The organism is Oligoflexus sp., from assembly GCF_035712445.1.
Classification (GTDB): domain Bacteria; phylum Bdellovibrionota_B; class Oligoflexia; order Oligoflexales; family Oligoflexaceae; genus Oligoflexus.
Genome location: NZ_DASTAT010000093.1, coordinates 1 through 24,750, shown reverse-complemented (window position 1 = coordinate 24,750; position 24,750 = coordinate 1). Strand labels below are relative to the sequence as shown.

General features: G+C 54.6%; 17 protein-coding genes and 1 pseudogene. 8 read left to right on the top strand and 10 right to left on the bottom strand.

Features of this window, described 5'->3' with window-relative positions:
• Nucleotides 1–222: 222 nt before the first annotated feature.
• From VFO10_RS19755 to VFO10_RS19735, 5 genes are all read right to left on the bottom strand, one after another.
• Complete coding sequence (locus tag VFO10_RS19755) at nt 223–2,034, bottom strand: sensor histidine kinase (RefSeq protein WP_325143396.1); 1,812 nt, start codon at nt 2,032–2,034, stop codon at nt 223–225.
• 95 nt (nt 2,035–2,129) lie between these two features.
• Nucleotides 2,130–3,584, bottom strand: coding sequence for a UdgX family uracil-DNA binding protein (locus VFO10_RS19750; protein ID WP_325143394.1), 1,455 nt, complete (start codon nt 3,582–3,584; stop codon nt 2,130–2,132).
• 1 nt (nt 3,585) lies between these two features.
• On the bottom strand, nt 3,586–4,839 hold the full coding sequence (locus tag VFO10_RS19745) for a putative DNA modification/repair radical SAM protein (RefSeq protein ID WP_325143392.1): 1,254 nt from the start codon (nt 4,837–4,839) through the stop codon (nt 3,586–3,588).
• A gap of 153 nt (nt 4,840–4,992) precedes the next feature.
• Nucleotides 4,993–5,799, bottom strand: coding sequence for a hypothetical protein (locus tag VFO10_RS19740; protein ID WP_325143390.1), 807 nt, complete (start codon nt 5,797–5,799; stop codon nt 4,993–4,995).
• Between the two features lie 3 nt (nt 5,800–5,802).
• Nucleotides 5,803–6,627: a hypothetical protein gene (locus VFO10_RS19735; protein ID WP_325143387.1), complete on the bottom strand. Its 825-nt coding sequence runs from the start codon at nt 6,625–6,627 to the stop codon at nt 5,803–5,805.
• A gap of 154 nt (nt 6,628–6,781) precedes the next feature.
• Here VFO10_RS19735 and VFO10_RS19730 point away from each other — a divergent pair, with 154 nt between their 5' ends.
• Nucleotides 6,782–7,228, top strand: coding sequence for a DUF4383 domain-containing protein (locus tag VFO10_RS19730; protein ID WP_325143385.1), 447 nt, complete (start codon nt 6,782–6,784; stop codon nt 7,226–7,228).
• Nucleotides 7,229–7,244: 16 nt separating this feature from the next.
• Here VFO10_RS19730 and VFO10_RS19725 read toward each other — a convergent pair whose 3' ends face one another.
• Nucleotides 7,245–7,961: a Mut7-C RNAse domain-containing protein gene (locus VFO10_RS19725; RefSeq protein WP_325143383.1), complete on the bottom strand. Its 717-nt coding sequence runs from the start codon at nt 7,959–7,961 to the stop codon at nt 7,245–7,247.
• Nucleotides 7,962–8,116: 155 nt separating this feature from the next.
• Between VFO10_RS19725 and guaD the strand changes: the two genes are divergently transcribed.
• Complete coding sequence (gene guaD, locus VFO10_RS19720; protein ID WP_325143381.1) at nt 8,117–9,397, top strand: guanine deaminase; 1,281 nt, start codon at nt 8,117–8,119, stop codon at nt 9,395–9,397.
• Here guaD and VFO10_RS19715 read toward each other — a convergent pair.
• A complete protein-coding gene (locus VFO10_RS19715) occupies nt 9,394–10,683 on the bottom strand; it encodes an NCS2 family permease (protein WP_325143379.1) in 1,290 nt (429 codons plus the stop codon). The two genes, guaD and VFO10_RS19715, sit on opposite strands and share 4 nt — an antisense overlap.
• A gap of 171 nt (nt 10,684–10,854) precedes the next feature.
• Here VFO10_RS19715 and VFO10_RS19710 point away from each other — a divergent pair, with 171 nt between their 5' ends.
• The 3 genes from VFO10_RS19710 to xdhC are packed head-to-tail and all read left to right on the top strand — an operon-like array spanning nt 10,855 to nt 15,492.
• Complete coding sequence (locus tag VFO10_RS19710) at nt 10,855–12,321, top strand: xanthine dehydrogenase small subunit (protein WP_325143378.1); 1,467 nt, start codon at nt 10,855–10,857, stop codon at nt 12,319–12,321.
• A complete protein-coding gene (locus VFO10_RS19705) occupies nt 12,308–14,668 on the top strand; it encodes a xanthine dehydrogenase molybdopterin binding subunit (protein WP_325143375.1) in 2,361 nt (786 codons plus the stop codon). The genes VFO10_RS19710 and VFO10_RS19705 overlap by 14 nt, the downstream gene beginning before the upstream one ends.
• A complete protein-coding gene (gene xdhC, locus VFO10_RS19700) occupies nt 14,665–15,492 on the top strand; it encodes a xanthine dehydrogenase accessory protein XdhC (protein ID WP_325143373.1) in 828 nt (275 codons plus the stop codon). The genes VFO10_RS19705 and xdhC overlap by 4 nt, the downstream gene beginning before the upstream one ends.
• Here xdhC and VFO10_RS19695 read toward each other — a convergent pair.
• Entirely contained in the window at nt 15,473–20,140 is a 4,668-nt protein-coding gene (locus tag VFO10_RS19695) for a serine hydrolase (protein WP_325143371.1), read from the bottom strand. The two genes, xdhC and VFO10_RS19695, sit on opposite strands and share 20 nt — an antisense overlap.
• A 171-nt stretch (nt 20,141–20,311) precedes the next feature.
• Here VFO10_RS19695 and uraH point away from each other — a divergent pair, with 171 nt between their 5' ends.
• Nucleotides 20,312–20,668 (top strand): hydroxyisourate hydrolase, encoded by a 357-nt coding sequence (gene uraH, locus VFO10_RS19690; protein ID WP_325143369.1) that lies wholly within the window; start codon nt 20,312–20,314, stop codon nt 20,666–20,668.
• Between the two features lie 10 nt (nt 20,669–20,678).
• On the top strand, nt 20,679–21,866 hold the full coding sequence (locus tag VFO10_RS19685) for a urate hydroxylase PuuD (protein WP_325143367.1): 1,188 nt from the start codon (nt 20,679–20,681) through the stop codon (nt 21,864–21,866).
• Nucleotides 21,867–21,875: 9 nt separating this feature from the next.
• On the opposite strand, the gene VFO10_RS19680 is transcribed toward VFO10_RS19685, so the two are convergent.
• Complete coding sequence (locus VFO10_RS19680; RefSeq protein ID WP_325143365.1) at nt 21,876–22,586, bottom strand: prepilin-type N-terminal cleavage/methylation domain-containing protein; 711 nt, start codon at nt 22,584–22,586, stop codon at nt 21,876–21,878.
• 3 nt (nt 22,587–22,589) lie between these two features.
• Nucleotides 22,590–23,174, bottom strand: coding sequence for a prepilin-type N-terminal cleavage/methylation domain-containing protein (locus VFO10_RS19675; protein WP_325143363.1), 585 nt, complete (start codon nt 23,172–23,174; stop codon nt 22,590–22,592).
• A gap of 180 nt (nt 23,175–23,354) precedes the next feature.
• Between VFO10_RS19675 and VFO10_RS19670 the strand changes: the two are divergent.
• A pseudogene (locus VFO10_RS19670) lies at nt 23,355–24,750 on the top strand (Hint domain-containing protein); the annotation flags it as partial.

Genomic DNA, 24,750 nt, shown 5'->3' with positions numbered 1-24,750 from the left:
CGATCGCACTAACTACCCAGTAATATTCGCATATTTTCCTTAAATTTCAATAATTGCCACAGCAGCAGACCTCTTGGAAACGGAATACATTTGTAGTCTGTGGGGATGATGTATTTGGGAACCATGGCTCCCTGGAGGACATCACACTTAAGGGCACGTCAGTCCTAACATGCAACTGCAGAACGACTCATGATGACTCTCCTCATTCGGGCGAGTACGGCCTTACCGGACTCGCACGCGAAACTGAAAGGCCGAGCCCTGCCCTGGGGCGCTTTCCAAAAGCTCGACGCTGCCATCCAAGAGCTCGGCCAGACGGCGGGACAGAGCGAGACCAAGACCTGTCCCACCGTATCTGCGGGTGTGACTGCCATCGGCCTGGGTGAAGGGACGGAACAGGGTGTTTTGCTGCTCGACTGTCAGACCAATACCTGTATCCCGCACGGTGATAATCAGATCATCATCCATGCTTTCAAGATGAATATTAACCTCGCCTTTTTCCGTGAACTTGATCGCATTGCCCACCAGATTATAAATGATCTGGCGCAAACGAACGGGATCGGTATGAATCTGACCCGGAAGCATTCCCGATTTCGTCAGCGTAAGGGCCAGATTTTTTTCCAGAGCCTTGGGCTTAAGATCTCCCATAATTCCTGCCATCATGTCCGGCAAGGAGAAATCCTGAGCATGAATCGTCAAGCGCCGCGCTTCGACTTTAGAAAGATCCAGAATATCGTCGATCAATCGCAAAAGATGCTGACCGTTGCGCTGGATGATGGCATGGTTCTCCGCCCTCTCTTCCGGAGAAATATCATCCAGCACCGAAAGCTCAGCAAAGCCCAGTACCACACCCAGAGGGGTTCGGAGTTCATGGCTCATGTTGGCCAGAAACTCGCTCTTCGCACGGTTGGCCTGTTCCGCCTCGGATCGGGCAGCGATGGCCTGATTCAAATGTTCGTTGCGTTCCTGTTCCCGCTCCTGAAGAAGATTGGCCACCGTGATCAATGCGCTTCGCAGCTGCTGCACCTCGGTAACCATGGAAGCTTCCACCTCGGGGACTTTGCCATCCGCCAGGTTCATGGCGCCTTTTGCAGCCGAGCGGATTTGAAGAGCGAGCCGGCGCGAATACAGGAGCGCGAGCCCACCGAAAACAAGAAGAATGAAACTGCCTGTCGCGAGGACAAGGGCCCGGGAGCGCCGCGTTGGGGCTTCCAGAATTTCCACCGGCACCGCTATGGAGCTGATCCATCCGGAAAGACGCGAGCGATCAAAAACGAGATAAACAGGCTTGCCATCCAAGGTGGTCTCTCGAACCATTCCTTCGAAACTCGAACTCGTGTGTTTGATATAGGAGGGTGTGGCCAAGTCACCCACAAAATCCTCGGGACGCAGCGAACGAGCAGCCACAGTGCTGGCGCGATCCACGATCGTGCGGGTCCATTCCATCGCCAAGCCATCATTGGCAATGGCCTGAAGCCTGTTCACCGAAATCACTGCAGTGAGCACATAAGTCATCTTCCCTTTGACGAACACGGGGACGCGAATCGGAAAAGCGAAGGAGTTGGAGATCACAGAGCCAGCCGGTACCTTGATCACCTTTCCAATGACTGCCTCTTCCGAACTTATGACGTCACGCAGACTGTCCGGCTCCGGTGGAGTCTTCAGAACATCACCGTAGTCGCGCATGGAACTGAGCAGCATCCTGCCCTGCATATCATGCACAAGAATGGCAAGCCACGCAGGCTGGGATTTTTGAATGCGATTCAAATCCTGATGAAAGGCTTTCAAATCGTGCTGCTCAAGGTCCTGAGACGTCGCCAGGGCCTGAAGCGTGCGTATGATGCTGGAAAACTCCTGATCCACCGATACCCGGAGTTTTTGCGCTTCACGCCGCAAAAGACGCTCACCGGCCTGCCTTTCCAGACGAACCAGCCTATCCACCATAAAAGCGGAAAAGATGAAAAATGGAATCATGGAAGCCAATACCAGGACAACCAAATGCCAACTGAGCGAATAAGGCTTTTTCAAGCGGCGCACGCCCGTCCTTCCTCCGATGCGAATCCAAGGTAAAGCCGCAAAGACCGTAATCGCACGGGGGGAGAATAGCAAGGGGAAGCGGGGAAGCCTGTCCCTTATTGGCCAGGAAAACTGTCTTGTGCAGATGACAGTTTCACGTGCGAATGCTGCCAAAGCGTTACCAATTGGCGCAGATCATGAACCAGTTCCCGAAAAGCCTCGGCCTGCTGTTGAGGATCGGGCAGTCGCAGAATATGCGCAGGATGATAGGTAATCATGGAAAGTTTAGCAAAACTGGAGGGCTGCACAACGCCGCGAACGTCCTTGAGACGAAAACTGCGTCCAAATACGCTCAAAGCCGCCGTCAGTCCGAGGCAAATGACAAGATCGGGCTGAATCGAATGACGCTCGGCCAGGAGCCAAGGTTTGCAGGCCGCGACATCACGCGGTGCAGGTTTTTCGTGCAGACGCCGCTTGCCCTGCCAGGTGAATTTAAAATGTTTGACAGCATTGGTCAGATAGACATTTTCCCGTTGAATGCCGGCTGCCTTGAGCGCCTGATCCAGGATCTCACCGGCTGGTCCCACGAAAGGACGGCCGGCTTGGTCCTCCTGATCTCCGGGCTGCTCGCCTACGATCATAATGCGGGCCGTAAGTGGACCCTCGCCAAAAACAGTCTGCGTAGCCGCCTCACAAAGTTTGCAGGCTGTGCAGCGGGATGCCGCAGTTTTCAATTCGTCATAGGACCCATTGTGCGGAACGAAGGCTGAGGCGTCGCGCGGACTCCGATCAATCATCTCGGCCACACGGCGATCGCTGTCGGCAAGAAGCCGGGCGATTTCTCGCGTCTCCGGCATGGATTTCCAATAACGGGTCGGCATTTCCGCCCTCATGGCTTTCAGCTTCACGCGGGCTGGATTGAAAATGGATGTGTAATAGCAGGACCAGAGATCCTCCAGGGAATCCGCCGTGGGGGCTTCATGCTGGGCACAGCCGCGGCCCCAGCTTACCCTTTCCCCATCCCAACGGGCCGAGGCATCCGGCGTCAGGATTGTCCAGATCATGGATGAAAAGCGATCCTTGAAGAAGGGAACAACGTAAGGCAGGAGAGGATGATCCGGCTCATGCCATGCGACATACTCTTCATGGTCCTGGCTCTGAACCTTTCGAAAGCGTACAAAAGCCTTCATTTTATGGGCATCGCGGCGAACCTGATGCTCCATATCCATAAACGCGCTGACATCATCATCGACGCGATCATCGAGCAGCTTGTGATTCTCATGCACGATACGCCAGAGCATGCGATAGAGAAGGGACCACTTTTTTTCCGAACGATGATAGAAGACCCGCTCCGCCTTCTCGACAAAATCACGAGGCACGGAAAAGGCGCGCAGAGCTTCCGCTGGGAGGGGCGGCGCTTCCCAAATGCCTTCATCAAGGGCGAGGCGTCCGGCTATTTGGGGACTTGCCTCACGCCACTGCACAGCCTCCGGTCGAATGCGCGCATGAATAAGCTGCCGACCTTGAAGACGCCAGTCCGCAAAATCCTGCGGCATTTCACAGCGAATCACGTCACCAGCCCTCCGCCGATTCACCCATCAGCTCAAAAAGAGTCGGCTGCTTGGGTTTTTTGGGAAGCAGCTGGGCTTCGAGATTCTGATCATCAAGCAGCGTTACGCCCGTATTTTTATCGGCTGTCAGGATAAAAGGCCGCGCTTTGTCGAGGGACACGCGAAGTTTGGCCAGATCAGCCAGCGTAATGGAACGATGCGGCCGCATCTTAAGAATGCGATCCACCGTTCGAACGCCAAGGCCAGGCACGCGCAAGAGATCCTCGCGCGGGGCCCTGTTGATATCCACCGGAAAAAAATTCCGCGATCGCAGAGCCCAGGATGTTTTCGGATCCAGATGCAGATCGAGGTTCGGCGTATCCGTGGTGGTCAGCTCGTGATGCCGAAACCCATAAAAGCGCAAAAGCCAGTCCGCCTGATAAAGGCGATTTTCACGGACCAAAGGCGGTTTTTGCAGCGGCAGGCGCGGATCACCGCTGGGAATGGGACTGAAGGCGGAGTAATAAACCCGCTTCAAGGAAAAACCTTCATAAAGATGCGAGGCCGTCGCCAGTATATCAGCATCGCTGCTGGGTGTTGCGCCCACGATCATCTGGGTGGTCTGACCACTGGGAGCAAAAGCTGGCGTGGATTTCAGAGTTTTTCTGTCTTCCTTGACTTCAGCGATCTTCGTTGCAATCGAATCCATGGCCGATTCAATCTGTTCATGCGTCTTGGCTGGCGCCAGCTTATCGAGGTCGTCCTGTTTCGGCAGCTCGATGTTCGCGCTCAAACGGTCCGCCCACAGCCCGGCCTTTTGCAGAAGTTCCGCAGATGCGCCGGCCACGGCTTTCAGGTGAATATACCCCTGAAACTTGTGATCGACACGCAGACGGCGGGCGACTTCAATCATCTCTTCCATCGTGTGATCGGGCGTTTTCATGACGCCGGAACTCAGGAAAAGGCCTTCTATGTAATTCCGCTTATAAAATTCCATGGTCAGCCAAACCAGCTCTTCGATGGTAAATCGAGCGCGTTTAACGTCACTGGAAATGCGATTGATGCAATAGCTGCAGTCAAAGACACAGAAATTGGTGAGCAGGACCTTGAGCAGGGAAATACAGCGGCCGTCAGGGGTGTAGCTGTGACATATTCCCATGCCTTCGGAATTACCGAGGCCACCGGGGACGTTCTTTCTTTGAATACCACTGCTGGAGCAGGATGCGTCGTATTTGGCGGCGTCAGCGAGTATGGAGAGTTTTGAACGAATTTCCATGGGGGACCTCCCAGGGAAGATTACCATATTTTTTTATGTGCTCAAGATGTCAAAACAAGTTTTCTGCATTTGTCATGCAAACATCACAAGGCCGCCAGCGTTTGCCGGCTCCATGACCGGATTGCGCTCTCCGGTCTTCGGCGCGGCAACTTTTTAGAAGGACAGCACATCAAGCGTCAGCTGGTAGATCTTTTCCTGTTTTGTATGCCTCGCTTCCTCATGGATTCGCTGCAGAAGGTGGAGCTGATTGATCTTGATCTGTTTCTTGGCGTCGCGCGTGGTCGTATACCAAAGGTTATAGAGAAAATCGTCGATGTAGCGCTGCTTCAGCTTCTGCTGGGCCACCCGCATGCGGGCCATGATGTGCCGAATGCGATCGGCCGGGGAATTTTCCTCGGGTACTGGAAAGCCCTGCGGCGTGAGAATTCGATCCGGCCCATCCAACACGAACTGGCAATCGCGCAGCGTCTTCATCACGATGTCCCAGCGCCGCCGCGTGATACCCAGGACCTCGCGCACCTCATCTGGGTTCTTTGCATAGTGTTCAATGCGAAAGAAGTTCAGAATGATCTCGGCCCAGGGATCACAGAAGTAATCATCCAGCGCGTCCCTTAGGGCTTCCGACATGCCGCTCGCGCTTTTGGACTCGGCCTGCTTCAGCTTACGGATCTTCTGCAGAAGAAAATTCTTGCGCTCCGTGTTCCTGCAACGCTCATATTCACTTAGGAGCAGAAGGTAATCACGCTGGAATTTCGGCAGTTCGAGCGCCTCGCAGATACTGTAAAGCTGATCGTTGCTGAAATGATTTTTCAAATTGATGACCTGGGAAAGATAGCTGCGCTGGATCCGACAGACATTGGCCAGCTTCGTGAAGGACATGCCGTCTTTCTTCGCGGCCCGCGCCTCCACGATTTCCCGAATGATGCTGCGATAGCTGTCGTGCGGAAGGTCTTTTTCCATGGGTCATAGCTCATCAAAGCAGAAAAGATCGAGATTCACGAAAAGGAGGTCCTCCTTGTCCGGCTCGCTCTGATACTGGGTTTTCATGGTATTGTGCTCGGTCAGGATCTCGGCCTTGATGCGTGTCACGAATTCGTCATTTGCACAGAAAATCAGGGTTCCCGTGAAGTCGGAATCATCACCTTTGAAGATCTTCTCGATCGACTTGAGGCGTGAGAGTATGGCGTTGTATTTGGCAGCCAGGTTGATTTTATAGACCATGAGCTCGCCGTGCTTGCGATGATAACCCTCGTCATCGAGCCCCAGGATATTGGCCCGCACATTCAAATCCAGGGCCCGTTCAAAGCGCCCGGGATCAAGGCCAAGCTTCTTGCGCAGAGCCTCGGGGTTCTTCAGATAGCGGTCCTCGTCCATATAGGAATCCACCACCGGCGCATAGGCATCACAAAGATAATCATCCACGGGCGAGCTTTCACGGTCGATCTTATCAAAATGCACATACTCGACAAAACGCAGATGAGCATGCTGCGCCTCCTCGATCTGACGATAAAGTTCCTGACGCCTTTTTTTGGATTGGGAGCGAGCGTGTTCATTCAGCAGGACGGCGAATTCCGCTTCCTCTTCGGACAGCTCAAAGTAACGGCAGATGGCAAAAACCTGATCGTTGCTGAACTCCTGCTTTTCATTCAAAGCCTGAGACAGAAACGATCCCGTGACGCCGGCGGCCTCCGCAACTTTCTGACTGCTAATGTCGTGTCCGGCCTTCTTGTTCGCCTGGATCAAATCCCGGATCAGAGTCCGGTGATTGGAGTACTCATATATTTTCATGGTCCAACCTCAGCTGATGGGAGCCCGATAAATATACAGCGACTCGGCGAAAAACTTGAGGGAAAGTCTTTGCATCAATAATGGCAGGGAAAGGACTGGCACAAAACTGGAATAGACACACACGGCATTTCACTGGATGAGAAAGGGATTTATTATGCAGACAAGAAAATTCGCTCTTATTGCCGGTATTGCTTATCTTGCCGTTGGCGTTCTTGGCTTTTTTCCAGCCTTTCGCATGATGCCTCCAGGGCACGCACCGCACCTTGCGGTGGAAGGATCGTATGGCTATCTCTTCGGTCTCTTCCCGGTCAATGTCCTGCATAACATCGTTCACATAGCTATTGGACTTTGGGGTCTTTTCGCCTATCGTTCGTTCACCGGTGCCCGCGCCTTCTCCAAGTCAGTGGCCGTGATTTACGCTGTTCTGACTGTTATGGGCCTTATTCCAGGCCTGAACGTGGTGGGTGGCATACTCCCGCTCTTCGGTCATGATGTGTGGCTGCATGCTCTGACTGCTGCCGTCGCCGCCTACTTTGGCTTTGGTCATCGCACCGAAACCGATACGACGCTCCATGGTCGGACCCCGACCGTCCACGGTTAAGATTCGATGAAGAGACTCAGGCTTGGTGGAGGATCTGGCGAACCAATTTTTCCATGCTTTGATGATGACTGCCCTTCCAAAACACTCTGTGGCAGCCTGGACAATGGAAGAACTCGTTCGTCCATTTCCTCACCCCCGGGGGTATGTGGGGACTCACCGCGGCCTCTTGAGCCGGGAGCGAAGTCAACCGATGATTGCAGCTCATGCATCGCGTAAAGGGTTCACAAAACGCCTTTATTTTAAGCCTTTCCACAACTTCCCGCAGCTGCTCCTGAGACACGGTGGAGCGAAGATAAAGTCCGGAGTGAACCTCTTTTCTTTTCAAAAGCCCCTTGTCACGCGACAGTATCGTGCGCCCCTCCTGTTTGGAAATGGTTGCAATCCAGGAGTCGGTGGCCCCTTGCACATACAGGGTATCAAACCCCAGCATCCGCAGCAGCGGACATAACTTTGCCACATTCTCATCAATCACAAAACGTGGTGGCAGCGTCACGCGAAACCCGGGATGAACGTGAATTTCATCCTGATCCTGCACGATATAGTCAAAGTCGACCGCCGCACCCTGGGCGCAGATCGTATCAATTTCGACATGGGGAACGCCGAGAGATTCAATCAGATCCTTGACCGTGCGGCGACCGTGAAAGGTGACCGCAATTCTTTGACCCAACTGATGCCGGGGAAGAAAGTCATTCAATTCCTCATGGAAACGAATTGTTACCGATCTCGGCTCCATGCTTTCTCCTTGTCGTGACGGCGTTTCCCATGCGGGGTGGGATCAGGTAGCCCTTGACCTCCGCTGTCCTCAATCGCGATAATAGCCCATGACGTGCCGGTGGAAAACCAGCGCGTTGATCCGTTTCAGCATCTTCATCATTCATGCGGTACCCTATGCAGCTTGTCACCGGAACTCTTCTGCACTGCCTTGCCAAAAGCCCTGTGGAGCTGGAATACAGTCCGCATACGACCCTCTTGATCGACGATCATGGCAGGATACAGGCCAAAGGCAAGCTCGCGGACCTGCAAAAACAGTATCCGAAGGCCCAGGGCTTTGATTATACCGACCGGCTGCTGATTCCCGGATTTCTGGATACGCATATTCATTTTCCGCAGATGGATATGATTGGAGCCATGGAGCCTTCCCTCTTGCCCTGGCTTGAAAAGCACACATTCCCCACGGAAGTCGCCTATCGCGGACGCTCGGATCTGATGCTCAAGGCTGCCCACCAGTTCGTGGATGAGCTGCTGAGCAACGGCACGACGCTCGCCTGCGTCTACAGCAGTTCCAATCATGATGTGACGGATCTTCTGTTCGAAGTCTTTGCCCAAAGAGGACTGCGCGGCATCATTGGCAAAACCAGCATGGATCGCCATGCGCCGCAGGCGCTTTTAGTTCCCATGGCCGACGACCTTGCGCAACAGAGCGCTCTTCTTCAGCGCTGGCATGGGTTCGATCAAAGACTGTCGCTGGCGCTTACCCCAAGGTTCGCGCCGTCCTGCACACCCGAGCTGATGCGGGCCCTGGGTGAGCTGCATGCCCAGCATCCCGATACCTATATCCAGACCCACTATGCGGAAAACACGGGCGAGCTATTGTGGATCAAAGAGCTCTTTCCCAAGGCCCATGATTATCTGGACGTGTATGAAGCATTCGGCTTGATCACCGGACGCACCCTGCTGGCTCACGGTATTCACGTGGAAGCGGATGCGAGGCAGAGGCTGGCCCAGCACCAGGCGATCATCAGTCACTGCCCAACGTCCAACCTTTTTTTAGGCAGCGGACTCTTTGCGTGGAAGACCATGGAAGAGGCCGGAGTACCCATCGCCCTTGGGACCGATGTCGGGGCCGGCACGAGCTTCTCCCTTTGGCAAACCATGAATGAGGCGTATAAGGTCGCGGCCCTGCGCGGCGCTGCGGTGCAGCCCATTGATCTTCTGGCCGCCGCCACGCTGAAGGCAGCCCAGGCTCTGGGGCTTTCCGATCTTGGTTCCCTCAGTGTCGGTTACCAGGCGGATTTTCAGGTGCTCAACGTAAGAACCCGACCTTTGCTGGAGCGCCGGATCAAGATGGCGAACAGCGCCGAAGAGATTCTTGCGGCGCTCATTCATCTTGCCGACGACCGCTGTGTGGAGTCGGTGTGGGTCAATGGCAAAAGGCTGCGCTCGACTTAATGCAGCCAGAGCAGGAGCGCAGAAAGTCCCGCCATGATCCAGGTGTAGATGGGCAATTCGCGATAGCGTCCCGCCGCAAGATAAAGCAGAACGTGACTGATCAGCCCCCACAAGAGACCCTGGGTGATGGAAAAGGTCAGAGGCATCAGAATCAGCGTTAAAAAGCTGGGAATCAGATCCTCATAGTGATTGGATTTGAAAACCTGAGACCCGCCTTTGATCATCATGGCCCCGACTAAAATCAAGACCGGCGCCGTCGCATAAGCGGGAACCGCTCCTGCCAGGGGCGCAAAGAATAAACAGGGCAGAAACAAAAGTCCGGTTACAACCGCGGCGCGCCCGCTGCGGCCACCCGCTTCAATTCCCGCTGCGCTTTCGATATAGGCCGTCCCGGCTGAAGTTCCCAAAAGCCCTGCGGAGAGAGTGGCACAGGCATCCACGAAGAGACCGCGCCGCAGATTTTTCGGTTGTCCGCTTTCATCGACCAGGCCCGAGGCCTGCGAGACTCCGGACAGTGTGGACACGGAATCGAATAAATCTGTCATCATGATGGCGAAGATGACAGCAAGATATTCCACTTTCAGTGCACCCAGAATATCCAGTTTTAAAAATGTGCTCGAAAAATCCGGCGTGCTGAGCAGCTGATCGGGAATCGTAACAAACCCCAGGCTATACGCAAGCGCGGTGACAATGACAATGCCGAGCAGGAAGGCGACAGGCCAGCCCCTCTGCAGCAGGACGGCCATAATGAAAAGTCCCAGGACGGCCAGCATACTCGATGTCGTCCAGACTCCGAATTTCACGAAGGTCACAGGATCGGCCACCACCAAACCCGCATTTTTAAGACCGATGAAGGCCAGAAAAAGTCCGATCCCCATAGCGGCCGCTGAACGAAGGTGGACGGGTATGGCTCCCACTATTGCCATGCGAACTGGCAAAATGCTGAGGAGAAGAAAAAATAAACCCGCCCAGAACACAAGACCCATCGCGATCGGCCAGGGGATCTGGCGACCCAAAATCACGCTGAACGCGAGGAAGGCGTTGAGGCCCATGCCGGGAGCTACGCCAAACGGGAGTTTAGCGTAAACACCCATGAGAATGCTCATCCCGGCGGCCAGAAGGATCGTGGCTGTCATCACGCCAGCGAAGGGCAGGCCAGTGCCTTCTGTCGAAAGGATCGAAGGGTTCACCACCACGATATACGCCATGGTGAGAAAGGTAGTAAGACCACCGATAAGATCGGAGCGAAGCGAAGTGGCTGAACTGTGATGGGACGCGTTCTGCATACGACTCTCGTTATCAAAGGACGGGTTATCAACAGCTCCAAACAATTGCACAGCCTGCTGACATCTGCAAATCCAAAACCAGGGATTTTCGCGCCCGTTGACCTTCCTTTCTGCATCCTGTAGCCTCGCTTGTAGCGATTCCAGAACAATTGGGCCAGCAAGGACATACCTATGTCGACACGCTCCTTTCTTCGCTTTTCACTCAACGGATCCCTTCAGGAAGTCAGTGGATCCGAGGCCTCGATGATGCTGGCTGACTGGCTGCGCACGCGCCTTTACCTGACCGGAACCAAGATCGTCTGCGCCGAAGGCGACTGCGGCGCCTGCACTGTTCTAAGGGCTTTTCCCGGCCTCGGCCGCGCGCGTGACCTGCGCTTCGAGCCCATCAATGCCTGCATCACGATGCTCGCGCAAATCGATGGTTCGCACCTCGTAACCGTGGATGCTCTGAGCCAGGATAAAGTCCTGGCCCCCGTTCAGGAAGCCATGGTTCAAGCCAAGGGAAGCCAGTGCGGGTATTGCACACCGGGTTTTGTCATGGCGCTCTGCGGTCTTTTCGAAAGCTGCAGCACCAAACCGGATGAACAGACCGTGAAGAATCATCTGACCGGAAACCTTTGCCGCTGCACGGGTTATACACCGATCGTCGCAGCAGCCATGAGCCTTGATCCCAAAGCCTTGCCGCCCTTGGCGGAACGCTTTGTCACCCGGGCGCTGGCAAAAGCACTGAAAGAATCGCTGGCTCAGCCGATTGCGATCACAACCGACCAGGGGAAGATTTTTGCGCCGGTTAAGATCGCGGATGTGAGCACGCTCCTGAAGAAATATCCCAAGGCCATGATCCTGGCATCCGGCACCGACCTGGGCGTGCAGATCAATAAAGGCAAACGCGCTCTTGGGGATGTTATCAGTCTGCATCTGATTCCTGAGCTTTATGAATCCGGACAGAAGGGGGCCGTTTATCAATTCGGAGCCAAGGTCAACCTGGAAGAGGTTCGCCGCCGCTGCGACAAAGGCATTCCGGAGTTCAGTTCCCTTTTGAATGTATTCGCCTCGCCGCAGATTAAACATTCTGCGACGCTGGTTGGCAACATTGCCAATGCCTCACCGATTGGTGATACGCTGCCCTTTCTTTTGGTCGTTGATGGACGGGTGGCCGTTGCGAAAAAAGAAATTCCTTTGACGGAACTGTTCCAGGGCTATCGGAAAATGGCCTTGAAAAGCGGCGAATGGATAAGGGCCGTTTCCTTTCGTGCGCCACAGAAAACCGAGGTGCTCCGTCTCTATAAGGCAGCGACGCGCAAGGACCTCGATATTTCCACAGTCAGTGCCGCCTTTCTTTTTGATTTCAAAAAAAGCCGCAAGGACAACCGGCCCGTGATTCAATCCGCCCGCGTGGCCTTCGGTGGTGTGGCGGCTATTCCTCTTCGCATCAAACGCCTGGAAGATTGGCTGAAGGATAAAGTCCTGGATGCTTCGGTTGTCGAAGCGGCTCATAAGATACTGCAGGAAGAGATCGAGCCTCTTTCCGACCTGCGTGGCAGCGCCGCCTATCGCCGTATTCTGGTCCAGGGATTTTTTCAGCAGTACTGTGATGAAATCATGCAAAGCCAGGAGCTTTCCCATGTCCATTCTTAAAGGGAGCCACGGGCCGGCGCATGAATCGGCCCGCGCGCACGTTCAGGGTTCGGCGGAATATGTGGATGACAGGCCCCGTGAAGCGCGGGAGCTGACAGTGGGGCTTATCTGGAGCCCTCATGCGCATGCCCGGGTGCTGTCCATTGATGTCAGCCGTGTTCAAAAATGGAGCGGACAGCTTTGGATCTTTGATTATAAAGCCCTGGCTCATAACACCTGGGGCAGTATCTTCCATGATCAGGAGTTCCTGGCCCAGGATGTGGTGCATTTCGTAGGCGAAGTCGTCCTGGTCGTGGCTGCCGAAGATCCCGCGATTCTGAAGGCCGCGCTGCAGGCTATTCGGATTGATTATGAAGTGCTGCCGGCGATCCTTTCCATTGATGCCGCCGTGAAGCAGCAAAGCTTCATTGGAGTGGAGCGGAAAATCGAGCGCGGTGATTGGGAAAAGGGCCTGGCCACTGCACCGCATCGTCTGCAGGGAACCCTTCAGATTGATGGTGCCGATCATTTTTACCTGGAGAATCAGGCGGCCATTGCCTATCCGCGGGATGGCGGCCTTATCGAGGTTCACTCGTCCACGCAGCATCCGACGGAAACGCAGCATCTTGTTGCCGAAGCCCTGGGCCTTCCGCAGAAGGATGTGGTCTGCATTGTCAAACGTCTGGGGGGTGGATTCGGAGGGAAGGAAACGCAGGCCGCTCCTTTCGCTGTGTATGCGGCCCTGGTTGCCCGCGCCTGTCAAAGACCGGCGCGCCTTGTCCTGGATAAGGACACGGATATGATGATCACCGGGAAGAGGAATCCCTTTCAGATTCATTACGATATCGCGTTCCGGGATGATGGGGAGATTGTGGCTTTGGATGCCATGCTCTTTTCGGATGGCGGAGCCTGCGCGGATCTTTCCACGGCTATCATGGAACGTGCGCTGACCCATGCGGATAATGCTTATTTTTTGCCTGCCGTTCGTCTTCGCGGTCAGGTCTGCCGAACGCATATTCATCCGCATACGGCTTTCCGTGGATTTGGGGGACCGAAGGGTGTGGCCATGATCGAGCAGGCCCTTGAAAGGATCGCCCATCATCTGAAGATGGATTCCTATGATGTGCGGATGCGAAACGTTTATCGGCATCCGCATCGTAATACGACTCCTTATGGACAGCTTGTTGAAGGTGATGCCCTGCCTCAGCTCTTTGAAACACTGGCTGAACGCTGTGATTATAAGGCCCGACGTCAGCGCATTCTAGATGAAGCGAATCCGAAGTCACCTGCCCTTCGCGGCATCGCATTGACCGCTGTGAAGTTTGGAATTTCCTTCATCACGCGTTTTTTGAATCAGGGAAATGCCCTGGTGATCCTGCATCAGGATGGGAGTTTTCAAGTCTCGACGGGCGCGGTGGAGATGGGGCAAGGGGTTCAAACCAAAATCGGGAGCCTTGTGGCCCGGGAGTTTGGTGTCACGCCTGATCGCGTTCGCATCATGCCGACCCAAACGGATAAGAACGCCAACACATCGGCCACGGCTGCTTCCAGCGGAACGGATCTGAATGGAGCTGCGGCTCTGGTGGCCTGCCGGCCTTTGAAGGAACGCCTCAGTAAAATGTTTGTGGCGCTTTTGGATCTGGATCCTGAGCTGTGGCCGAGTCGCACGATAGGTCCCGGCACCCGGCCGGACCTTGTGTGGGATAAGCCTTTGACACAGGAGATCATGTTCGAGGGCGGCCGAATTTTTGCAAAGCATCAGTCGGAACGCGCGCTGACGCTTTTGGACGTGATACGGGAAGCCTATTTTAATAGGGTTTCCCTGAGTGAGTACGGCTTTTATAAGGTGGAAGGCCTTGACTTCAATAAGGTCACAGGTCAGGGCAATGCGTTCCTATACTATAGCCAGGGCGTGGCCTGCAGCGAGGTGGAGGTCAACCGCTATACGGGCGAGGTCAAGGTACTGCGCACGGATATTCTGATGGATCTGGGGCGGCCGATCAATTACGATCTGGAAGTGGGCCAGATACGAGGCGCTTTCATTCAGGGCCTCGGCTGGGTAACGACAGAGCAGCTGGTCTATGATAAAGGCGGCAGGCTTTTGACCCATGCACCCAGTACCTATAAAATCCCCTCCATTCATGATATTCCGCGGGATTTCCGGGTCGATCTTTTGGATACTGACGAGCCGAAAACTCTCCATCGCGGCAAGGCCGTTGGCGAACCTCCTCTATTGCTCTGCTTTTCCGTATGGGCGGCTATCATGCAGGCGATTCGAAATCCCAGCTTGCCCATACCCGCGAGCAAGGAAAGGATCATGCGTTCCCTTTATCCCGATGCCTTTGCTGCCTGGGAGAACGGGTCATGAAAGCCTTAGCTTTGTTTCGGCGTATGCATGAACTGAGTGAGAAGGGCGAGGCTTTTGTGGTCTGTACGCTTCTTTCCAGCATGGGGCATGCCCCTCAGGAACCAGGAGCCAAAGCGCTTTTGACTATGCAAGGGCTTTGTGAAGGCACGGTCGGCGGCGGTAAGCTGGAAAACAAGGCTATTCAGACCGCTCGTTCCCTTTTGGAGCAACCGCCTGCAGATTCGCAGCCTATCATCCACGATTGGGATCTGCAGAGGGATATCGGCATGTCCTGTGGTGGACGTGCGACCTTGCTTTTCGAAGTCTTTGGCACCCACGCCTGGACCATCTGCATTTTCGGAGCAGGGCATGTTGCGCAGGCTCTCACTCGCGTGCTTTTGCCGTTAAACTGCCGGCTGAGCTGCGTGGATACCCGTGCGGACTGGGTGGAACGCCTGCCCGAGGCACCGCATTTTAAAAAACTGGTCGTCGATGATATGGCGGCCTGGGCTGCAGACCTTGCTCCAGGAAGCTTTTGCACGGTCATGACCATGGGCCATGGAACGGATCTGCCGGTTTTGAAGGTTTTGCTCGCGCGCGATGATCTGCCTTTTGTGGGATCCATCGGCAGCAAAGTCAAGGCACGAACCATGCGTGCCGACCTGGGCCGCGCCGGTTTAAGTCCCGAACGCATCCAACGCCTGCATAGTCCGATTGGACTCGACTTTGGATCACGAAGGCCTGAGGAGATTGCAATCAGCATCGCCGCCCAATTGCTCCTGGCGCGGGATGCACCAGGAGCCATCATCGGTCGGAAGGCCGGGATCAGACCTTCCAGCGACTGAAAGCCAGCACGCGATTCAAACCACCATCGGGAAAAGTTTGAACACGAATGACTTCAAAGGCGCGCGATTCATGAATGAGAAAGGATTTCTGGCTTGCGGCAAAACCTTTAACCCATGTTCGCGGCACTAGTTCGAACCAATCGTCTCCTGCCTGGCCTTGCACAGCAAGCTCCAGAGGGTTGTTATTCACGAAATAGCTGAAATCCACGACGATCTTTTCCAATCGCCCTGCCTGAGCCAGCTGAATGATCACCTCCTCATGATGCCCAGGCTTGCGGCTCCGTGCGGATTCCAAACCATCGAACATATTCAAGGGCGGGAACGGTGAGATAACCTGGATGGCCGGACCGTAGTGTTCATTCGAGGCTCGCAGAACCCTTGCACCCAGAGCCGCCGAGGCAACGTTGACAAGTTCACCCGCGCGAAGTCGGGCCTGATTTTTTCTAATGTCCTCGGTTTGCGCGCGATAAGGGATACTCATGGGCTTGTGCGTCTGGGGAATGTGGTCGGGGAAACGCTCGCACTTTGCGGACTGTAAAGGCTGATAGAATTTCTTTTCCGTCTCGGGAAGATCACTGTAAAGACCGAGGCGGGAAAATCCTCCGTCCGGATAGTTCTGAACGCGGATGCTTGTATAGACCCGTGGATCGTCACCACGATCAACCCTCAAAAGCGCATGCCCTTCCATCGGAACCTTGGGCAGGATCTCGTGCCACTCACCATCTGCAAGCCCTTCAAGCCGGATGTATGCGGCCTGATTCCCCAAATGAAATCGCGTGGAGAGCGAAACGTAGCGAATGGTTCCTGGTTTTGAAAGGTCCAGGATCATTTCATCACAAGGCTTTTGATTATGCCGCACGGTTTCCCAGCTATCCATGATCTTGCCTTCCCTACCGAAGAGCGCAGGATCAAAGGTGGGATCATAGGGACTGATCAAATTCTCGGCGCGACCAAAGAGCTGATTGCTGACTTTCCCAATGCGGGCGTCTGTGAGCAGATTCAAGTGAGCCAGTGGCGAGCGCGGGCCCTGGCGCAGGATGGGTTCCGGGAGGCGCGGGCGGAAAGCTTTGAAAACAAGATCGCGGTAACCGATGTTAACGATTTCCTCTGGTTTCAAATTTCTGGGTTCGAAACGCTCGGCGAACTGGGTAAAGTCGATCCCCTTCATATCCAGGAGTTTCAAAGCTGTTTGAGCTACGACGGCATTGAAGAGAACTCCCGAGAAATCACCGCTGCAAAGAGTGACCAGACCTTTGCCGGAGTCGGGGCCGGCAAAGCAATAGACGTAAAGACAACGAAAGCCATCATTCGCGCCCTGATGGATGGCCAGGCGATTATCCCCGGCTTCCGCGACGAAGACGCCCAGGCCCATGTTGCAGCCCATAAAGTCCTGACAGCCGAGATCCGTTCCATGCAGCATAAGACGGGCGGTGTCGTGAGAAAGAGGGCCTGATCCATCCAGGGAATGATACGCCCGTCCCAGGTGCATTAAAAACCGGGCCACCGCTGAGCTTGTGGCCATGGCACCCGCGGCGAATGCCGGGAACATGAGGCGGCCACCCGCTACCATCTGGCCATCATCACGACGGCCTTCGGCATAGGATCGACCAGGAAGAGTTTCCTGCTGAAATGTGAAGTCCTGCATGCCGAGCGCATCAAGGAAAGGACGCGTCAAGGCTTCAATGGACTGCCCTTCCAACTCCTGGATCAGATGCTCCAGAACCAGAAAGCCGGCTCCGGAATATTTAAAGACTTCTCCGGGTGGATTCACGACAGCCACGGGTTCATAGCCATACTGTGCGTTGCCGTTTAAAAAGTCCTGGATCGGTGGCATCGTCTCGTTTGCGGGTACACCGTTCACGTAATGAAGGTTAAGGGCCTTATGATTCATAAGATGAGCCAGGGTAACCCTGTCACCCCAAGGGCCTGTGAGGCGGAATGAGGACCGGGTTTTTCCCAGGAGTTGATTGACCGAAGTCTGAAGGCTGATGCCTTTTTTGGTGAAGGTCTCGATGGCAAAGGCCGAGGCTATGGTTTTACTCAGCGAAGCGATCTCAAAGAGGGTGTGAGGCTGGGTATCAAGACAAAGGTCCTGGCATGACTCGGGGCTGATAAGCGTGATCATGGCTGCAGGGATCTTATAGCGGTTTTTGATGTCCGAAATCAGATTCAGACGGGCCGCATAAGGGCTGCTCATGAACCGTTTGTGGGCGATTTCCCACAGGGCCGTGCGGGCGTTATCGAGTTCCTTCTCCTGACTGTTGTGAAGGCGCTGCTGCAGAATCCGGAGCAGCTCTTTGCCACTTTTTCCCTGCGCTGAAACCAAAAACTTAATGCCGAACTTTTTCTTATACTCCTGGCCCAGCTGCTGCAACTCGGCGCGCACTTTCTCTTCGTCCTTAAAGACGGCAGCCTGCTCCCGCGCCGCGTTATGATCGAGCGTCTTCTTCGATTCCCCAATGTCACCGTGAAAGGCGGCGGCGGCTACAAGGCCCTGCAGGGGAAGCTGACGGACGAAGGCCTCGCCCTTGGCCAAATCAGGAATAAGGTCCGCTGCCATGGTCGCAGCGAAGTCCTGATGACCAAGGCATTCAAACCAGGTAATGAAGCGGTCGACTGCGGGCTCAAACGCAAGGATTTCGGGATCAATGGCTTCCAGCGCCTGCCAGGGATTATACGCGGTCCGCAGTTCAGGAACTGTGAAAGGCAGGAGCAGCTCGCTCACAAACTCCACGGGTTTTGCATCGGTCATGAAGCGGATCATGAGCTTAAAGGCGATGGGATACCATTTGGCCGTTTGCTCGTTCCATTTTACCGCCACGGATTTTTGTGGCGTCGCGAGATCTTTACGAATGAAGGTGAGTTCCTCGAACGCAATACGCAGAAAGTCATGAAGAGGAAAACGTCCATGCCGAATCTCATGCCAGACTTCCCAGCGGGAGCGTTCCGTTGTCGCAAGGTCGTCCATCACACGCACGGGAATCCCTTCCAGGCTGGCCGGCAGAGCCACGCAACCGTTCCCCGTGAGCCAGTCGGCGAGGTACTGGAGACATTGAAAAACGTTATAGCGAACTTCGTCTGGTGTATGATTAAGGGTTTTTTCGTCGGCTTTCAGGTCCGCGACAATCAAAGATCGTGGGTAAAGAGGATGATCCCGATCCAGTCCCTCAATGTCGGGACCATTCACGAAGTTCATCACCTCCTGAGCATGCGGCTCCTGCAAGAGGCCGTGCACCAGCTGTTGCAAAGGCTCTTTGTTGCCAGCGAGATGCTTGTCCCAGGCCGTGACCAAAGCCAGACCGATGCGCACAAAGTCGGGATGCGCGACCCAGAATCCGGAAAGACTGCGCTTGAACTGAGTCACGACATCCTTCATGTAACCTTTAAGGGTCACCTGAAAGGAAGGATGATTCAGCTCGGCGCCGGAAGGCAGAACCCCATACATTCCACCGACTTTGATGCCGCCGCGCGGTCCCACGACATCAGCGAGAAGCCGATGCGAGGCTTTGATATAGCGGATCACGATGTGCGGATCGGTTTTCGCAGGTATCCGGTAGTTCCGGTCTTCCTTGAAAAGACGTGCCGTGGACGCAAGGTAATCATGCCAGCCCAAGGAAGCGCCTGCAAAATAAGGATGAAGAGCGTCCATGATTTCATGCACACGGAAGATGGCGCGCGGATTTTCGAGCACGATCATAAGGCGGATGGTACCCAGTTTATACTGCGGGAAATTTTTTCGCAGACGCGCTTCAGCCGCGCTAACCATGTGATGGATGTAGCCCGCTTCCTCTTCGTTTTCTAGTTTGGGCACGTAAAGAACCAGCGCCTCGGGCTTTGACCAGTTGTGGAATACATGCAGGGCGAAGTCATAGAGATGCAGAGGAATGGGCGTTTTATTGCGAAAAAGAAAGGAGCAGGGCAAGGCCAGACCAGGAAAACGCTTGATGGGTAGAGCGGACTTTTCAGGCTGGATTTCATATTTTTTGCCCGTGGCGGCATCAACCACCGAAAGACTCTTATCAAAGCAGCGGGTCAGGTTTTCACCAGCTGCGATGAGATCCTCGCGCAGCGGAGTTTTGGAGTCCTCATCATCCGCTCCCCATTTCGGCAGATAGGGGCAGTCCCCTAGAATTTCGGCGACAATGGGCGGCTCACCCGGGAGTTTTCGGTGGTAGCAGTTCACCGCATTGATCGCCATCTTCGCTGTATCGGGCGGCCCAAACAGAGTGACATGCGGACCTTTCAGATAGGCTGGCAAAGGCGCGATCGGGTCCCCACCCTGTTTCACATAATCCGGGCGCTTCGGACCAAAGACGATGCGGCCATTGCCGTCTTCAAGACCCAAAACAGTTTGATAATCGGACGCCTGATAGTCCCGGCCATGATCCTGATTGAATTGCGCCAGGGCCCGGCATCTTTGATCCAGGAATGCACGGTCCGCCTCACGCTGATCCAGAACCGCATTCAGATGCGGCAGGAGTTCATCATGCAGCTCACAGAGAAACTGCAGTGCGGCAGGGGTTTCAAGACCGCCTGAAACTCCTATCTCCTGAAGTCCCGTCACGCCCTTCACAGGACGAGCCCGCTGCAGGAGGTGTTCTTTCACCCGCGGTGACAGAAATTTTGCGTAATAAGGAATATCTGCCATGGACCACCTCAATCTTGATTCCAATCCGTTACAAGGGCGCAGGATAGTCCTATCATCTTCGCACGAAAGGAAGCGAGGATTCATCGACAAAAAGCCTGTTGAGGCCTTGACCGCCGCCCCTGGCCTTCGATAAGCTGAAGCCAAAGTCCCTGAGCAGGAAAGAGACCAACCATGGGCCGACTCACCACGCATGTCCTGGATACGGCGCACGGGAAACCCGCAGCGGAGATGATGATCACCCTTTATCGGGTTCGCCATGATCAGAGTCTGGAGGAACTGGCCCAGACACAGACCAATGCAGATGGCCGGACGCCGGAACCTTTGCTGCAGGGCCCGCATTTCAAAGTGGGCACCTATGAGCTGGCTTTTGAAGTCGCGCCGTATTTTCTGAAAATCGGCGCCAAGGTCAGTGAACCTCCCTTTTTCGATGTGATCACCATTCGCTTCAGCATCGCTGATGCTGCTTCCCATTACCATGTGCCCCTTCTGGTATCACCATGGTCCTATTCCACCTACCGGGGCAGCTGAGGAGGTTTCGTTGGAATCCTATATGATGGACTGGGCACTCATGCTGCTGCGCTGGGTGCACGTGATTACGGTTATTGCCTGGATCGGGGCGTCCTTTTACTTTGTCTGGCTCGATAACAGTCTGGAAAAACCCCAGGCGCCCGACCTTCTTCAGAAAGGTGTCGATGGTGAATTGTGGGCCGTTCATGGCGGCGGCTTCTATAACCCGCAGAAATATTTAGTGGCACCGAAGACGTTGCCGGCCAATCTCCACTGGTTTTATTGGGAATCCTATTCCACCTGGCTTTCGGGTTTTGCGCTTTTTGTGGCGCTCTACCTCATGAATGCCCGCACATATATGATTGATCCGCAGATTTACCCGATGACGGCATCCACGGCGGTGCTCTTCGCCCTTGGCTTTTTGGCTTCTGGACTTCTTGTTTATGAAGCCATCTGCCGTTTTTCAGGCCAAAAACCCTGGCTCGTCGCTGCAGCCATGACTCTGCTGATCACGGCGGCGAGCTACCTCAGCACGCAGATCTTTCAAGGGCGCGCCGCTTTTCTGATCGTCGGCGCCATGCTTGCGACCATGATGACCGCGAATGTTTTCTTTTGGATTATTCCGGGACAAAGACGCGTGACAGCTGCCATGCGGGCTGGAGAGAAGGTCAATCCCATCTATGGCCAAAGGGGAAAACAGCGGAGTGTGCATAACACCTACCTGACACTGCCTGTGCTCTTCGCCATGCTTTCGAATCACTACAGCATGATGTATAACCACCCTATGAATTGGCTGGTTCTGGTGCTGATGATGATCGGCAGTGTACTGATTCGTCAGTTCTTCCTTCTGAAACACAAACGAAAGATCAATTGGTATTTCCCTTTGAGTGGTGTGGCCATCATGCTGGCTGTTTTTATCTGGATCGCGCCCCGCCCTGCATCCGTTCAGGCGCAGGATGCGGAGGTTCCCGATGATGCCCGCATGCTCGCTCTCCTCCAAACCCGCTGCACGGGCTGTCATGCGACGCAGCCGACTCTGATGAGTGGCCCGCCGCCCAAAGCTGTGGTCTTTGAAAGTGAAGCAGACCTCAGGAAGCATGCGAATACGATTTTCATTCAGGTCGTGCAGCTGAAGGCGATGCCGCTCGGCAACATCACTCAAATGACCGATGAGGAAAGGGCCTTGGTGGCCCGCTGGTTTGAAAAGCAAAAGCTCTAGTCGAAGGACTCAGGGGACGATGTGATAGATACCCTTGCGGAACTGCTGAACGTTTTCCTGGCCTTTTTCATAGCTCCAGAGCATGGTCCAGGTAACCGTGGCCAGAGTTCCTCCAACGCCGAACTGTGAAAGCGGAATAGGCGAACCATCGATGACCTTGGTGAAGCTCACATCCAAAGCCACGAATCCTACCTTGGCCTGAGCAATGTTCTGCGCACCATAGTTGCTATCGGGATTCGCGGGCATGATCATTTGACCGCAAAAAGTGAGATTCTGGGATGCAAGACGCTGCGGTAGTTCCTGGCCCGTCCAGGCCTGGATATAAGTCTTGGACTGGCGGCAGCTCTCCAGCGCCTCCTGCGCAACCTTATCGGGATTGCTCACATAGTCCATGATCACCGTCTTTTTTCTGGGATCTGAAGGCTTGGCCCACTTCAATCGAATGCCTTCGCCAAAGGCAAGTTCGCTGTTAAAGAGCGGAGCCAGCCCGCCTGGGCTGATAAGGGCGGAAGCCAGGATTTTTTCCAGGGCTTTGCCTGTCTTGCTTTTTACAACGGAAACAATCTGGGCGTGCGCATCGCGGCTCGTGCCCTTGAACATGGCCTTCTGAGCTTTGTTCTGCGACACCAGCACGAAATAGCCTACAAGGCTGAGCAGCACAAGGGAGACCAGTGTTTCCACCAGCGAGAAGCCTGCTTCCTTGGACTGCGTTGCCTTCATGGTTTACTCGAATGAAGTGAAAGAACTGGAGTCCTTGATCAAAAAGCTTTCCACCTTGCTGACCTTCTTTTCCTTCCTATTCACCGGGTCCACCACCAGCATCTCCACTGTCGTGGCGACTTCATTGGGGTCAGAGCCATTGCCAAAGCAAATCGAAGCGGCTGCGGGGCGATCCGGCTTTTGCTGGCCAGCCGGGAACATTCGAGCGCCTGCAGGATCCTGAATTCGTATGACCGGGTGCTGAGTTTCGCCACATTTGATGCAGCGGTTCAGAAGCGCCTCGGATGCCTGCCAATCGATTTCGTTCTTCACGCAGAGTGTTTCCACCACAACCCGACCACTGGGAAGCATCATCACAAGGCGATTGGCGGCAGTGATCGTATGGGCTGTCTGGCGTTTGAAATGATGATTGAGCCGCCGCGCAAGATCCTGGGACATCTCCGCATGATTCTTACGCAATCCTTCCCGTACGCTGCCCTCCTGCGCCCGCAGCAGCATGGTTCGCGTGCCCAGCGCGATCAGTCCGAAGATCGCCAAGGCCACCAACATTTCAATCAAGCTAAAGCCTGAATTTATCTGATTTTTCAAGCTTTCCTCGTCAGGTTCAGGTTTGCCGTTCTTCTTTTCGACATGCGCAGTCGGAATATTTAAACCTTCCTCTTTTGGGTTGATTCCTTGAGGAATTCCGAAGTTTTAGGGAAAACAATAAAGACGTTGGAAAGGACGGCCGATTCGATACTTGCAGCTCAGTTTCATTCAGGAGTCAACATGCGACGCTCTTGCGACCGGGAATCCGGATTCAGTACGATGGGCCTCGTGATTATTGTAGCAGGCCTTGCGGGTGTTGTGGGTGGCTACAACGTGCTGCGCTCCCAGTCCGTGCTGAAAGCCTCGGACGTGCGCAACGCGAGCCAGGAAGCTGGTGATCTGAACTACAACGCCTTTAGCGTCTATCAAGCCCTTGCTGCGGGCCCAACGCCAGCGATCTATCCCGATCCCTATCTGCCGATTCAAAGCGCCCGCATGGTGGTCAGCTCGAAAGCGGCGCCTAATAATCTTTGGAAGGGCGCCACGGATCAGGTCACGATTTTCTCGACGTCCTATCATGGCAATCCCAAAGGAAAGCGGACGTCCACGGATATCAAGTCCACGCAGCTGGAAGCCAAAAACGCGGCCAGGCCTTATCTGATCACACACGCGGCTGTGAAGGCGGATACGGGTGTGAATATGACCTTGAACAAAGCGGATAAGAACATCAATTCGAAAGCCACCGTGAGTCTTGCGCCGCCGCCACCGCCGAGCTGCAAAATTGGTTTTACCGGAACGCCTTCCACTCAGCCTTTCACCTGTGTGAAAACGCCGGCTAAAAAAGTTGAGGTCGTCGATCCCAAAACGGGACTTCCTGAAATGGATCCTGCTACCGGCAAACCCAAAACGGTCGAGAAACCCGCGACCTATCAGGAGTGTCCCGGCATGTCCCGTGGCTGGGCCTTTGATACGGACGCGGGCCAGGAAGTTACCGCGCATTTCTTTGGAAGCGGCGTTGTGGTCGATGCCGCGATTCAGCAGGCGACCGGACTTGAAGGTCCCTTGAATTTTGCTTCAGGGGTAATCCCCAAAAGCTCGCAGGCGATTCCTTATCCCGGTGCTCATCGGGTCGAGGCGGTCGATGCGGGCCTTCGTGATATCAAATTCGTTGCCGCCAACAGTCAATGGATTCAGCTGAATGTGGCTGGGCCTGATGGTTCGATGGGCAAATGCGTGGCCGGTCTGCATGTGAACCGCGGTCCTGCTCTGAATTCTCCGACGGACTCCTGGGGAGCGGAAACGCAGGTGCAGATGGCGAATGGATCGTTCAAGAAAATTTCCGATCTGCGCTTGGGCGACCAGGTTTGGAATCCTCGCTTCAAGGAAGCCGCAAGGATTCTGCATGTTCATGAAACAGCGCCGCCCACAGCCATGGTGGAAATCAAGTTGGGTACTCAGATCCTTCATGTGACAAGCCTTCATCCGTTTGTGAGTCGTCGCGGGCTTGTGGCTGCTCGTGATCTGCGGCCCGGTGATGAGCTTCCTGCAGCGGATGCGGGCTGGAAGACTGTGTCTGCGGCACGGATCTATCGTCCCGCAGAAGGCGTGAAGGTGTATGATGTATTTCTCGATTCCA